We start from the raw sequence: 13788 nt of genomic DNA, 5'->3' as shown, positions 1-13788 counted from the left end.
ATTACCTCCTCGAACTTGATTCAACTGTCCACACTTGACTGATGCTCTGTCAATATTGATTGAATCAACACGTGGCTCGGCGTGGCTCAAGGCAGACCTTCACGATCGATACGGTGACCTCATGCGCGATCAAGACACCGGACACCCTGCGGACAGCCCGGACGGTGCGGACAGCCAGCGCGGCGAGCCGCGCCTGACCACCAGGGAGACCGCCGAACTGCTCGGTGTGAAACCCGAGACCGTGTACGCGTACGTCAGCCGCGGTCAGCTCGGCAGCCGGCGCGCGCCCGGCGGCCGGGGCAGCACCTTCGACGCGGGCGAGGTGCGGGCCCTCGCCCGGCGCAACCGACGCGACGGCGGCGCCTCCGCGCCCTCGGGTCAGGAAGCGGCCGTGCGGACCCGCCTCACGCTCATCGAGAGCGACCGGTTCTACTACCGGGGAGTCGACGCGGTCGACCTCGCCGCCCGCCACACCTACGAGGAGGTGGCCGAGTGGCTCTGGACGGGGCAGTTGCGCCCCGGCACCGTCTTCTCCGCCCCCGAAACCTCCGTGGCCGTCGCCCGCCGGGCCGCCGACGCGCTCCCCGAGCACGCCGGCCCCACCGACCGGCTGCGTGTCGCGGCGACCGCCGCCGCGGTCGCGGACCCGCTCCGTTTCGACCTCTCCGAGGACGCCGTACTGGGCACGGCCCGCATCCTCATCCCCACCCTCGTCGCCGCGCTGCCGCCCGTACTGCGCGACGGGCACGACCGGGACCCGCTCTCCCACCGCCTGTGGACGCGGCTCAGCGGTCGGCCCGCCGACGAACCGGCCCTGCGCGCCCTCGACACGGCGCTCTGCCTCCTCGTCGATCACGATCTGGCGGCCTCCACCCTCGCCGTGCGCGTCGCGGCGTCGGCACGGGCGCACGCCTACGCGGCCGTGTCCGCCGGGCTCGGCGTGATCGAGGGCCCCCTGCACGGCGCCGCCGGAGGTCTGGCCCACCGGATGCTGCAGGAGGTGCTCGAAGTGGGCAGCGCGGCTCCGGTGGTCGCGGAGGAGTTGCGGGCGGGCCGGCGCATCCCTGGACTCGGCCACCGCCTCTACCCGGGCGAGGACCCACGCGCGCGTGCCCTGTTCGCACTCCTGGAGGGCATCCCCCGGGCGGCGCCCGCGCTCGCGGCGGCCCGGGACATCCAGGCCACCGCCGCCCGCCACGCCCCCCTGCACGCCAACGTCGACCTGGCACTCGCCGTGCTCACCGCGTCCTCGGGCATGGCTCCCACGGCGCCCGAGACGATCTTCGCCGTGGCCCGTACGGCGGGCTGGATCGCGCACGCGCTGGAGGAGTACGGGGAGCGCCCGCTGCGCATGCGGCCGATCGGTCTGTACTCGGGTCCGAGGCCGCCGCGCCCCCTGCCGGAGTAGCGTTCGGGCGCGGCTGGAAGTCACCGCGAGGCAAGTCAGGTTAGGCTCACCTCTGTGAGTACGTGCTCAGCCGTCTCCTGGGACCTCGACGAGCCCGTTTCCGGCACCGCACCCGTCGCGAGGACCTGGTTGCTGCTCGAACAGCCCGGCCCGTGGGGCGCCAGGGCGCTCACCTCGAGCCACCTGGACCCCGTGCTGGGGCGTGCCCTGGAGGCGGCGGTGAAGGGTACGGGCGTACGCGTGGCGCTCGTGCGCCGCCCGGGGCGCCATGCGGATCGGGGCACACCCGCCGCGCGAAGGGTGTTCGCGGCGCACGGCGTGCCGGGGAACGTGTGGTTGCACGGCACCACGGTCGAGGATCCCCGCCGGCTTCTCGACCTCGACTTCGCGGCGCTGGGCCGGGGCGACCACCGCACCTTCGACTCGGTGCTCGACGGCGCTCCCCACCTGGGCGACCCGCTAGCCCTCGTCTGCACCAACGGCAAGCGCGACCGCTGCTGCGCACTCCTCGGCAGGCCCCTGGCGGCCGAACTCGCCGCGTCGGGGACCGACGGCGTCTGGGAAGTCACCCACCTGGGCGGACACCGCTTCTCGCCGACCGTCCTCGTACTGCCCCACGGATACGTGTACGGCCGGGTCCAGGCCCACGCCGTCAAGGGGATCCTGCACGGTGCCCGGGAGGGCCGGATCGTCGTCGAGGGCTGCCGCGGGAACTCCGCGTGGGAGCGTCCCGGCCAGGCGGCCGAGCTGGCCCTGCGCCTGGCCGTCGGCGAGGAGGCGGCCCAGGCGCTGACCGTCGTACGCACGGACGGCGCCGCACCGCGCTGGGAAGTGACCCTCGCCCACGGCGACGGCCGGCGCTGGCGCGTCACCGTCGTGCAGGACGCATCGTCACCGCCGCGCCCGGAGAGCTGCGGAGCCTCGGTGCTGGGCTCTCCGGCGCGCATGGACATCACCGCCGTGCGCGAACTGTCGATGGCGGCGGCACTGGCGAGCTGACCTCCCGGCTCACTCGGACCACCTAGGTCGGCTCGCCGACGCACACGGCCGGCCGACGCGAGCGGCGGGCACGCGGGCATGACGGGCACGAGAGCGCCGGGAACGCGGGAGCCACGGGGACGCCGGGGTGCGGGGACGCCGGGGCGCGGGGACGCCGGGGCGCGGGGACGCCGGGGCGCGGGGCCGTCGGGTGCGGAAGCGCCGGGGGCGCGGGAACGCCGGGGTGCGGGGACGCGGGGACGCGGGACCCACGGAAACACCGGGGCGCGGAACGGCAGACGCGCGGAACCGGCGGAGGGAGATCCTCGCCACACCCCTCTACGGCAGGCCGCCACCTCCCACGTACCGTCATGGCCATGAGCTCGACTCCCTCCGCACGCCGACTGCGCCTGGGCCTGCCGCGGCGGGTGTTCTCGCAGGTGCTGCTGATGCAGCTGGCGATCGCCGCGGGCGTCGCCGTGCTCGCGACCGGGCTGTTCCTGGCGCCGCTCGGCGACCAGCTGGACGACCAGGCGATGCGCCGGGCGCTGGCGATCGCGCAGACCACCGCGCAGCAGCCGCAGATCGTGCGGGACCTGCGGACCACCCGGCCGACGTCGAACGGACCGGTGCAGCGGGAGGCGGAGCGGGTCCGCGAGGCCACCAAGGCGGAGTACGTCGTCGTGATGGACCACAAGGGCGTGCGCTGGTCGCACACCGACCCGCGGCGGATCGGCGACGTCGTCTCCACCGACCCGGGGCAGGCCCTGGCCGGGCGCGAGGTCATGGAGATCGACAACGGCACCCTCGGCCGCTCCGCCCGCGGGAAGGTGCCCCTGCGCGACGAAGACGGCCAGATCGTCGGAGCGGTCTCGGTGGGCATCGCCTACGACAGCGTCCGGGCGCGGCTGATCCACGCCATTCCCGGCCTGTTCGCCTACGCCGGCGGCGCGCTGGCCGTCGGCGCCCTGGCGTCCTGGATCATCTCGCGCCGGGTGCAGCGGCAGACCAGGGACCTGGCCTTCTCGGACATCGCGGGGCTGCTGGCGGAACGCGAGGCCATGCTGCACGGCATCCGGGAGGGTGTCGTCGCCCTCGACCGCGGCGGGCGGGTGCGGCTGCTCAACGACGAGGCGCAGCGCCTGCTGGGCATCGGGGGCGAGGCCGTCGGCCGCTCCCCCGACGAGGCGCTCGGCGCGGGGCGCACGGCCGACGTCCTGGCCGGCCGGGTGACCGGCACCGACCTGCTGACCGTGCGCGGCCAGCGGGTCCTGGTGGCCAACCGGATGCCGACCGACGACGGCGGGGCCGTCGCCACGCTGCGCGACCGCACCGAGCTGGAGCAGCTCGGCCGGGAGCTGGACTCCACCCGCGGCCTGATCGACGCGCTGCGCGCCCAGGACCACGAGCACGCCAACCGCATGCACACCCTGCTGGGGCTGCTGGAACTCGAGATGTACGACGATGCCGTGGAGTTCGTCGGCGAGGTGGTCGGTGACCACCGGGTCACCGCGGAACAGATCACCGAGAGGATCCAGGACCCCCTCCTCGCCGCCCTCCTGGTCGGCAAGGCGACGGTCGCCGCCGAGCGCGGGGTCGCGCTGTGGGTGTCGGACCGGACGCGGCTGCCGGACCGCCTGGTCGATCCCCGGGGACTCGTGACGATCGTCGGCAACCTGGTCGACAACGCGCTCGACGCCGCCGCGGGAACACCGCACGCGCGCGTGGAGGTCGAACTGCGTGCGCGCGGACGCGCCGCCACGCTCACGGTGCGCGACACGGGACCCGGTGTTCCGGCGGATCACCGTGAGCTGGTGTTCACGGCGGGCTGGTCCACCAAGGAGCCGCCCGCACACCGCCGGCGCGGCATCGGGCTCTCGCTCGTACGGCGCCTGGCCGAGCGGCAGGGCGGCAGCGCGACCGTCGGCGAGGCGTACGGCGGTGGCGCGGAGTTCGTCGTCGTCCTGCCCGAGGCACTGGCCGAAACGGACCCGGAACCCGCCCCCACCACCCCTGTGACCACCCCCGCCGAGAAGGAGTCCCGATGATCGAGGTCCTGGTCGTGGACGACGACACGCGGGTCGCGCGGGTCAACGCCGCGTACGTCGAGAAGGTGCCGGGTTTCCACGTCGCGGGTGAGGCGCACAGTGCGCTGGAGGCACTGCGCACCGCGGAGCGGCTGCCCCGGCTGGACCTGATCCTGCTGGACCACTACCTGCCGGACCGCACCGGTCTGGAACTCGTCCAGGAGATGCGGCGACGAGGACTCCAGACCGACGTGATCATGGTGACGGCCGCCCGGGACGTGTCGACCGTGCAGGCGGCGATGCGTCAGGGCGCCCTCCAGTACCTGGTGAAACCGTTCGCCTTCGCCGGTCTGCGCGCCAAGCTGGAGGCGTACGCGGGGCTGCGGCGCACCCTCGACGGCGGCGGTGAGGCGGAACAGGCCGAGGTCGACCGGATCTTCGGCGCCCTGTCCGCCCCGTCCGAGCCCGGGCTGCCCAAGGGGCACTCCCCCACCACCGCCGAACTGGTGCGGCAGTGCCTGCTCAAGGCCGACGGCGCGCTCTCCGCCCAGGAGATCGCCGACCGGACCGGGGTGAGCCGCCAGACCGCCCAGCGCTACCTGAAGCTCCTGGAACGCACCGGACGGGCCAGGCTGACGCTCAAGTACGGCGACGCGGGCCGCCCCGAGCACCGCTACGAGTGGGTGACCCGCGCCTGAGCAGGCCGCCCGGCGGGGGCGCCCGGACGCCGCCACTCCCCCTTGCTACACGGCTCCCGCCCCGGTCAGCGACCGGACCTCGGTCTCCGCGTGCTTGGCCTCGTCCGGGACCTCCGCTGAGGTGACCGTGCCCAGCCAGCCCGCCACGAAGCCCAGCGGGACCGAGACGAGGCCGGGGTTCTGCAGCGGGAAGTACTGGAAGTCGACGCCCGGGAAGAGTGACTGCGGGCCGCCCGACACCACCGGGGAGAGCAGCACGAGCACCACGGAGGGAACCAGTCCGCCGTACACCGCCCACACCGCGCCGCGCGTGGTGAAGCCCCGCCAGAACAGCGAGTAGAGCAGCACCGGCAGATTGGCGGACGCGGCGACGGCGAAGGCCAGGCCCACCAGGAACGCGACGTTGAGGTCCCGGGCGAGCAGACCGAGCCCGATCGCCACGGCGCCGATGCCGACGGCGGCGACCCGCGCCACGGCGACCTCGCTGCGGGGCTTGGAGCCGCGGCGCCGCAGGGACGCGTACAGGTCGTGGGCCACGGACGCCGAGGAGGCCAGGGTGATGCCGGCGACCACCGCGAGGATGGTGGCGAAGGCGACTGCGGCGACGACCGCGAAGAGGACCGTCCCGCCGGTGGACTGCGCGCCGCCGCCGAGGTCCAGGGCGAGCAGCGGCACCGCCGTGTTCCCGGCGGCGTTCGACGCGCGTACCGCATCCGGTCCGACGACGGCGGCCGCACCGAACCCGAGCACGATCGTCATCAGGTAGAAGCCGCCGATGAGGCCGATCGACCAGACGACTGACCGCCTCGCCGCCCGCGCGGTGGGCACCGTGTAGAAGCGGGACAGGATGTGCGGGAGTCCGGCCGTGCCCAGCACCAGGGCGAGCCCCAGACTGATGAAGTCGAGGCGGGAGACCCAGTCCCCGCCGTAGGCCAGGCCCGGCGCCAGGAACGCCTCGCCGTGGCCGCTGCGCTCGGCCGCCGAGCGCAGCAAGTGGTCGACGTCGCCGTGGAAGCGCACCAGGACGAGCGTGGTCAGCGCCACGGTGCCGCCGAGCAGCAGCACCGCCTTCACGATCTGGATCCACGTGGTGGCGCGCATCCCGCCCAGCGACACGTAGATCACCATGAGGGCGCCGACGCCGATGACGGTCCACGTCCGCGCCGCCTCTGACGTCCCTCCCAGCAGCAGCGCGACGAGACTGCCCGCGCCCACCATCTGCGCCACCAGGTACAGGACGGAGACGGTGACCGAGGAGGTTCCCGAGGCGATGCGCACCGGCCGCTCCCTCATCCGGGCGGCCACCACGTCGGCGAGGGTGAACCGACCGCAGTTGCGGACCAGTTCGGCGACGAGGAACAGGACGACGAGCCAGGCCACCAGGAACCCAACGGAGTACAGCATGCCGTCGTAGCCGTAGAGCGCGATGAGCCCCGAGATGCCGAGGAAGGACGCGGCCGACATGTAGTCGCCGGCGATGGCAAAACCATTCTCCATCGGGGAGAAGAGACGGCCGCCCGCGTAGAACTCCTCCGCCGAACCACGCCGGTGGCGGCCCACCCACGTGGTGATCCCGAGCGTGACGGCGACGAACGTGCTGAACAGCAGCAGGGCCAACGTCTGATGGTCACCGGTCACGACGCTCCACCCCGCACCCCGCGTGTCAGCTCCTGGGTGTCCCAGCGCAGTTCGAGCGCTGCCCGGTCCCTGCGCAGCCGGGCGTGCCGCGCGTAGGCCCAGGTGAGCAGGAACGTGGTGAGGAACTGTCCGAGCCCCGCGACCATCGCCACGTTCACCGCGCCGGCCACCGGCCTGGCCATCAGGGCGGGCGCCGTCGTGGCGGTCACGACGTAGGCGACGTACCACAGCAGGAAGGCGGCGACCGCCGGGACCACGAACCCGCGGTAGCGGCTGCGCACCTCCTGGAAGGCCGCGCTCCGCTGAACCTCCAGGTACACGTCGGCCGCGGCCCGGGGCGCCTCCCCCGCCGGATCCCGGCGCGTCGTCGGCGGTGCCGGCTCGGGGTCTCCGGGACCGGCCGCCTCGCCCCAGCCGGAGGCGAGCGCGTCGTACCACGGATCGTCGTACCGGGAGTCGTCGTGGCGGGGAGCGTGGTGCGGGAGATGATCGTGCCGCGCGCTCGGGGGCGCCTCGACGTAGGCCCTGCCCGGCGTGGCGTGGTGGTCGACCGCGCTTCCCGGACCGCCCCCGGCGCCGCGGGGCCGATCGTTGCTTGACTGCATGCCCAAGGATGGACAGAACGGGAAGATCCCCGACTCTTCTTCGCCGCGCACTTCACCCCATCAGGTGATTCATCCGTTCGGTGGCCGTACAAGCCCCTTCCCGTAGGCGTAACGCACCGCTTGAGCACGTCCCTTGATGCCGGTCTTGGCGAACAGGTTGTTGATGTGGGTCTTCACCGTCGCCGTGGAGACGTGCAGTCTGCTCGCGATCTGCTGGTTGTCGAACCCTTCGGCGATGAGGACCAGCACCTCGATCTCCCGGGTGGTGAGGCCGTCCGGTGGCTCGGGCGGGCCCGCTCGCCTCGGCTCGGACTCGGACAGTCGCTCCAGCAGCCGCCGCTGGATGCTCGGAGCGAGTCCCGCGTCGCCGGACAGGACACTGTGCACCGCCCGGACGATCTCGTCCCCGCCGGCGTCCTTGGTGAGATAACCACGTGCCCCCGCTCTCAGCGCGGGGAACAGTGACGCGTCGTCCACGTAGGTCGTGAGGACGACGACCTGCGTCGCGGGGTGTTCGGCCCGAATCCTGGCGGTGGCCTCCACGCCGTCGCACCGGGGCATGCGCAGGTCCATCAGCACTACGTCCGGGGAGAGTTCGGCGACGAGCCGTACCGCCTCCTCACCATCGGCGGCGGCGCCCACGACGTCCACCCCGGGCAGCAGTCCGAGCAGCATCACGATCCCCTCCCGCACGACCGTCTGATCGTCCGCGACCACCACCCGCGCGGTCCTGTCCCCCGCCTCCTGCGTCATACAGGCACCTTCAACGTCACCACGAACCCCTCCTCGCCCGGGCCTGCCCGCAGCGAGCCGCCCAGCAACTCGGCACGCTCCCGCATGCCCAGCAGACCGTACCCAGCTCCGGTGCCGGTGGTCTCGTCCGGCGGGCCTCCCGAGTCCCGCACGTCCAGGATCACTTGGTGGACGCTGTATTCCAGGCGCACCCGTACTCTCGCGCCCGGGGCGTGTCTGCGGGCGTTCGTCAGCGCCTCCTGGGCCACTCTGCGCACGGCCTGCGACGCCTCGGCAGGCAGTGGTCGGCGGTCCCCCGTAATGGTGATCTCGGCTCCGCCCTCGGCCGTGTCGACGAGTTGACCCAGGAAGTCCTCCAGCGGCGTCAGCTCCCCTCGCAGCGCGGACAGCGCCTGCCTGGTCTCGGCGAGTCCGTCGCGGGCCATTCCCCGGGCCGCCACCACCCGGTCGAGGATCTGCTGCCGGTCGGCGTCCCGCTCGATCAGCAGCCGGGCCGCCTCCAGGTGCACCAACTGCGCCGAGAGACTGTGTGCCAGTACGTCATGGATCTCCCGGGCGATGCGAGCCCGTTCCGCGAGTGCCGCGGACTCCGCCTCGGCCGCTCGGGCCGCCCGCTCCTGGGCCAGCAGCCGTTGCGAGCTGCCCCGTGCTTCGGCGTCGAGCCGCAGGACGTACCCGGCGAGCGCCAGCCCGGCCGACGTCGCCCCCGTGGCCGGCCACGCGTCGTCACTGGTCACGGCGTAGGAGGCCAGGGCCGCCGAGGTCACGGGCAGCGCGGCCGCGAGGGGCAGCCGCTCCAGGGCCACGACGGCGCAGCCGCACCAGATGACCAGCGCGGGGGCACGGAAGCCGGCGGGCTGCGCGACGGCCCCGATGGCAAGCATGACGGCGACCAGCCCCAGGGAGGGCCACAGCCGGTGCTCGAGCGTGGTCCGGAAGAAGCCCCACGCCACGCTCACGGCCGCCGGCAGACCGAAGGCAGCGGCGACCGCCCCCGGCCCGTCCAGAGAGCCGCTGGTGAACGCGCCCCACAGCAACATCCCGCACACCACCAGGCGCACCGCCCAGGCGAGCAGGCGCCGGGGACGGGAAACCCCCTCGTGCAGGAGCGCCTCCCTGGAGGGCCACCTCGTCCAGACGTTCTCCCTCACGCAGGCTCCTTCCAGGTGGGCTGGGGCACGGCGGCACCGTACGCGGAGCCCGGCACTCCGGCCGGTCGCTGGGCCTGAACCCGCCAGGCCAGGATGCCGGAGCGGACCAGCAGGGTCGCCGCGAGGGCGAGCAGCAGGGCGGAGCTGTCCTGGCGCAGCCCCAGGAGCGCACCGATTCCGAAGAGCCCTGCCCGCAATGCGATGCCGACGCCCCACACAGCGACGCTCGCCCGGCTGCCCCTGCTCCACACGGCACCGTCGCCCTCGACCCATACGCGGGTGGTCCAGGCCCAGCCGGCTCCGGTGGCCAGGCCGACGAGTATCTCGGCGGCGAGCAGCAGCACGGAGGCAGTGGGGTGGTGGGCGTCGATCAGGCCCGGTTCGCGCAGGGCGACGACGGCGAGCACCGCGGGGAGCACCCACCAGCGCCGGTCGGTGTCGATCCGGCTTGCGCGGAACTGGCGGACGATCACCAGAGCGGCCACCGCGGCGATCACCAACACGTCTACGAGCCCGGACATCGTGCCTCCGTGAGCGGAAGGAGGTGATGTCGGCAGCGGTCCCGCCGACGCCTTCGACGTTACGGAAACGACGAGGTCACAGGATCGGAGCCCGGGTGGACCATGGGTGGAGCTCCATGAGCACAGCACTCCACCCGGGGGTGGAGAAGGGCCGGGGCCCGGGACGGGCGGCCAGACACGGGCCCGCATGCCGAACCGGACCCGGTTCTCGCTCCCGGGTCCGGTTCGACGACTCAGCGTGCTCAGGCGTCGATGCGCGACCGGTCCAGCGTCGCCGCCGAGTTGGAGATGAACTCCTTGCGCGGTGCGACGTCGTTGCCCATCAGCAGGTCGAAGACCTGCTCGGCGGATTCCAGATCGGTGAGGTTGATCCGACGAAGCGTACGGCGCCTGGGGTCCATGGTGGTCTCCGCCAGCTGGTCGGCGTCCATCTCACCCAGACCCTTGTACCGCTGGATGGAGTCCTTGTACCGGATGTTCTTGCTCTGGAGCTCCATGAGCTTGTCGCGCAGCTCACGGTCCGAGTACGTGTAGACGTACTTGTCCTGGCCCTTCTTCGGCTGGACCAGCTCGATGCGGTGCAGCGGCGGCACCGCGGCGAAGACCCGTCCGGCCTCGACCATGGGCCGCATGTAGCGGTGGAAGAGGGTCAGGAGCAGGGTGCGGATGTGGGAGCCGTCCACATCGGCGTCGGTCATCATGATGATCTTGCCGTAGCGGGCCGCGTCGATGTCGAAGGTCCGGCCGGACCCGGCTCCTATGACCTGGATGATCGCCCCGCACTCGGCGTTCTTCAGCATGTCGGTCACGGACGACTTCTGGACGTTGAGGATCTTGCCGCGGATCGGCAGCAGTGCCTGGAACTCGGAGTTGCGGGCGAGCTTCGCCGTGCCCAGCGCGGAGTCGCCCTCGACGATGAACAGCTCGCTGCGGTCCACGTCGTCGCTGCGGCAGTCGGCCAGCTTCGCGGGCAGGGAGGAGGACTCCAGGGCCGTCTTGCGGCGCTGGGCGTCCTTGTGCTGGCGGGCGGCGATGCGGGTACGGGCCGCGGCGACGGCCTTCTCCATGACCACGCGGGCCTGCTGGGCCGCGTCACGCTTGGTGGAGGTCAGGAACGCCTTGAGTTCCTTGGTGATCACGTTGTTCACGATGCGGCGGGCCGCCGAGGTGCCGAGGACCTCCTTGGTCTGCCCCTCGAACTGCGGCTCGGCGAGACGCACCGTCACCACTGCCGTGAGTCCCTCGAGGGCGTCGTCCTTGACGATGTCGTCCTCGGCGACGCGGAGCATCTTCTTGGTCCGCAGCACCTCGTTCATCGTCTTCGCCACCGCCTGCTCGAAGCCGGCGACGTGGGTGCCGCCCTTGGGCGTGGCGATGATGTTGACGAACGACTTGAGGGTGGTGTCGTACCCGGTGCCCCAGCGCATCGCGACGTCGACGCCGAGGTCGCGGGAGACCTCGGTGGGCGTCATCTGGCCGTCCTCGTCAAGGACCGGCACCGTCTCCTTGAAGCTGCCCTGCCCGGTGAAGCGGAGGACGTCGCAGACGGGCCTGTCACTGGCCAGGAACTCGCAGAACTCGCTGATGCCGCCGTCGAAGCGGAAGGACTCCTCGCCCTTGCTGCCGCCGTCGCCGAGGCCGAACTCGTCGCGGACGACGATGGTCAGTCCGGGCACCAGGAACGCGGTCTGGCGGGCCCGCTGGTGCAGCGTGTCCAGGGAGAGCTTGGCGTCCTTCGTGAAGATCTGACGGTCGGCCCAGTACCGCACGCGTGTGCCGTTGCGGCTCTTGGGGATCTTCTTGGCCTTGCGCAGCCCGTTTCCCGGCTCGAACTTGGCATCCGGGCCCCCTCGCGCGAACGCGCCCGGAACCCCGCGCCGGAAGCTGATGGCGTGGGTGTGCCCGCCACGGTCCACCTCGATGTCCAGGCGGGCGGACAGGGCGTTCACCACGGAGGCGCCGACGCCGTGCAGACCGCCGGAGGCGGCGTAGGAGCCACCGCCGAACTTGCCGCCGGCGTGCAGCTTGGTCATGACGACCTCGACGCCGGACAGGCCGGTCTTGGGCTCGACGTCGACCGGGATGCCCCGGCCGTTGTCCCGGACCTCCACCGAGGCGTCGTCGTGGAGGATCACCTCGATGTGGTCGCAGTATCCACCCAGGGCCTCGTCGACGGAGTTGTCGATGATTTCCCACAGGCAGTGCATCAGGCCACGGCTGTCGGTGGATCCGATGTACATGCCCGGGCGCTTGCGTACGGCCTCGAGCCCCTCGAGGACGAGCAGGTGCCGCGCGGTGTAGTTGGATCCGTCCCGGTCTGCTCCTGCCAGCAGCGCAGTGGACGGCACGGATGTCTCGGCGGTCACGCGGTTCGCTCCTCGCTGAATTTCAGATGGGGCCCCGCTGGGTAAGGGCGCGGCTCGGTTCACCGGTCAGAGGGTACCGATGCCTGGTAGAGCCGTTGTAACGCCACCCTCGTCGCGGACTCACCCTAGTCCAGCGTCGTATGCCTGTTCGATCCCTCGATGGGGTGAAGTACACATCACGTTCCCTTCGAGGCATGAACCATTTAGGCTCCGGGCACGTCCTCTTGAACAAACCGGCAACCCAGCCGGCGGGACCGACACTGACCGACCGCGCGAACCCGTACGACACAGAGACACGCAATACGGCACATTCGCCGCCAATCGGCAGCAGCCGACCCCTCGGAAAGTTTTTTCGAGGAAAGGCCTCGAGCGGGAACGTTTTGGGGCTGGTTGGATGTTGACCCTGGTACGACAGCTCGTCGAGCTAGAGAAGAGGCGACGTGACTACTGTTCTGACTTCCGCAAGCCCGCTGACGGCCGCTGATCGCTGCGACCGCTGCGGCGCTCAGGCATACCTGCGCGTCGTCCTGCTGAGCGGCGGAGAACTGCTCTTCTGCGCCCACCACGGTCGCAAGTTCGAGCCGGAACTCAAGAAGATCGCCGCTGAGATACAGGACGAGACGGAGCGGCTGACGGCCGTTCCCGAATCTTCCGCCGAGGAAGAGCGCTGACACGACGCGCCCGACGACGAGCCGACTCGGCACAGGCCGATGAGCGGGCGGCCGCCTCCGGATTCCGGAGGCGGCCGCCCGTGCTCGTACCCTGAAGGCTCTCAGTGGCCCCTCAGGCGCCCTCGCGCTGCGATGCGGCGGTGTCCCAGCCAAGCGTCCGCAGTATCGAGGAGACGCGCGTGTACACCCCCGGGCTGCCCGGCCGCCCGCAGCCGTTCCCCCAGGACACGAGGCCGATGAGCCTCCCCCGGCCGACCAGCGGCCCCCCGCTGTCCCCCTGGCAGGCGTCGCGGCCACCGGCGTTCTCACCGGCGCAGAGCATGCTGTCTGACAGGTAGCGCCCGTCCTCGTCCCCCGGATACGCGCGCTCGCACGACGCGTCGGGAAGGACTCGCACGCGGGCCGCGTGCAGGCCGTTCGCGTAGTCGCCGGCGCCCGAGGTGTCCCCCCAGCCGTAGACGAGGGCTCCGGTGTCCGGCGTGTACGCGGGGTCGCCGTCCGCCGCCATCCCTATGACCGAGTCGGCGGGGAGGGCCTCGGAGAGGGTGAGCACCGCGAAATCGCCGGCGTTGCTGCCGTCGTCGTGCGACGGGTTCACCCAGACGGACCGGACGGGGATCTCCTGCCCCTGGTCCGACAGCAGGTCGGTCCGACCCGCGATGATCCTCAGGTCGTCCACCTGTTCCGGCGGCGACCCGAGAACTTCCTCCCCCAGGCAGTGGGCCGCCGTCAGCACGGTGGTCCGGCCGACGGCCACTCCCCCGCAGAACTGCCCCGCCCGCGTACCCCCGAACCGGTCACGGCTGGAGAGGGCGACGGTCCACGGGCTGTCGGACACTTCGACCGGAAAGCCCCCGACGACGATGCTGTCGGCGGCAGCGGGGGCGGCGGTCCCCAGCGGTATCGCGGTCGCGGCGGCCGCCAGCACCAGCGGCCCGGCCAGTGCCCGGGCAAAGAGACGACGCATGCGGG

The 13788-nt window shown here is 72.1% G+C and carries 12 protein-coding genes; 5 read left to right on the top strand and 7 right to left on the bottom strand.

The genetic code is table 11. The features are described from left to right. The first annotated feature begins 121 nt into the window (after positions 1-121). From BJ961_RS08905 to BJ961_RS08890, 4 genes are all read left to right on the top strand, one after another. Positions 122-1408, top strand: a complete 1287-nt coding sequence (locus tag BJ961_RS08905; RefSeq protein WP_271320761.1) for a citrate synthase — start codon at positions 122-124, stop codon at positions 1406-1408. 54 nt (positions 1409-1462) lie between these two features. After that, on the top strand, positions 1463-2407 hold the full coding sequence (locus tag BJ961_RS08900; protein ID WP_271320760.1) for a sucrase ferredoxin: 945 nt from the start codon (positions 1463-1465) through the stop codon (positions 2405-2407). A 356-nt stretch (positions 2408-2763) separates the two neighbouring features. After that, positions 2764-4434: an ATP-binding protein gene (locus BJ961_RS08895; protein WP_271320759.1), complete on the top strand. Its 1671-nt coding sequence runs from the start codon at positions 2764-2766 to the stop codon at positions 4432-4434. Further along, positions 4431-5111: a response regulator gene (locus BJ961_RS08890; RefSeq protein ID WP_271320758.1), complete on the top strand. Its 681-nt coding sequence runs from the start codon at positions 4431-4433 to the stop codon at positions 5109-5111. Before BJ961_RS08895 ends, BJ961_RS08890 begins: the two co-directional genes overlap by 4 nt. Positions 5112-5156: 45 nt before the next feature. Here BJ961_RS08890 and BJ961_RS08885 read toward each other — a convergent pair whose 3' ends face one another. From BJ961_RS08885 to BJ961_RS08860, 6 genes are all read right to left on the bottom strand, one after another. Further along, positions 5157-6749 (bottom strand): solute symporter family protein, encoded by a 1593-nt coding sequence (locus BJ961_RS08885; RefSeq protein WP_271320757.1) that lies wholly within the window; start codon positions 6747-6749, stop codon positions 5157-5159. Next, a complete protein-coding gene (locus BJ961_RS08880; RefSeq protein WP_271320756.1) occupies positions 6746-7354 on the bottom strand; it encodes a DUF485 domain-containing protein in 609 nt (202 codons plus the stop codon). Before BJ961_RS08880 ends, BJ961_RS08885 begins: the two co-directional genes overlap by 4 nt. Before the next feature lie 69 nt (positions 7355-7423). After that, the gene (locus BJ961_RS08875; RefSeq protein WP_271320755.1) at positions 7424-8107 is read right to left on the bottom strand and encodes a response regulator transcription factor; all 684 of its coding nucleotides are present in this window, start codon (positions 8105-8107) and stop codon (positions 7424-7426) included. Next, the gene (locus BJ961_RS08870) at positions 8104-9258 is read right to left on the bottom strand and encodes a histidine kinase (RefSeq protein ID WP_271320754.1); all 1155 of its coding nucleotides are present in this window, start codon (positions 9256-9258) and stop codon (positions 8104-8106) included. The genes BJ961_RS08875 and BJ961_RS08870 overlap by 4 nt, the downstream gene beginning before the upstream one ends. Continuing rightward, the gene (locus tag BJ961_RS08865; protein ID WP_271320753.1) at positions 9255-9779 is read right to left on the bottom strand and encodes a DUF1453 domain-containing protein; all 525 of its coding nucleotides are present in this window, start codon (positions 9777-9779) and stop codon (positions 9255-9257) included. The genes BJ961_RS08870 and BJ961_RS08865 overlap by 4 nt, the downstream gene beginning before the upstream one ends. Positions 9780-10021: 242 nt before the next feature. After that, positions 10022-12145 carry a DNA gyrase/topoisomerase IV subunit B gene (locus BJ961_RS08860; RefSeq protein ID WP_271320752.1) on the bottom strand — a complete coding sequence of 708 codons (2124 nt, stop codon included), beginning with the start codon at positions 12143-12145 and terminating at the stop codon, positions 10022-10024. A gap of 440 nt (positions 12146-12585) precedes the next feature. On the opposite strand from BJ961_RS08860, the gene BJ961_RS08855 reads away from it, so the two are divergent. Then, positions 12586-12816, top strand: coding sequence for a DUF7455 domain-containing protein (locus BJ961_RS08855; protein WP_031035360.1), 231 nt, complete (start codon positions 12586-12588; stop codon positions 12814-12816). Positions 12817-12928: 112 nt separating this feature from the next. Here the strand turns inward: BJ961_RS08855 and BJ961_RS08850 are convergent, their stop codons facing one another. Then, a complete protein-coding gene (locus BJ961_RS08850; protein WP_271320751.1) occupies positions 12929-13783 on the bottom strand; it encodes a S1 family peptidase in 855 nt (284 codons plus the stop codon). Between the last annotated feature and the right edge of the window lie 5 nt (positions 13784-13788).

It is taken from the genome of Streptomyces lienomycini, from assembly GCF_027947595.1.
Classification (GTDB): Bacteria; Actinomycetota; Actinomycetes; order Streptomycetales; family Streptomycetaceae; genus Streptomyces; species Streptomyces lienomycini.
The sequence above is the reverse complement of the archived record's forward strand: the minus strand, read 5'-3'. Positions and strand labels throughout refer to the sequence as shown.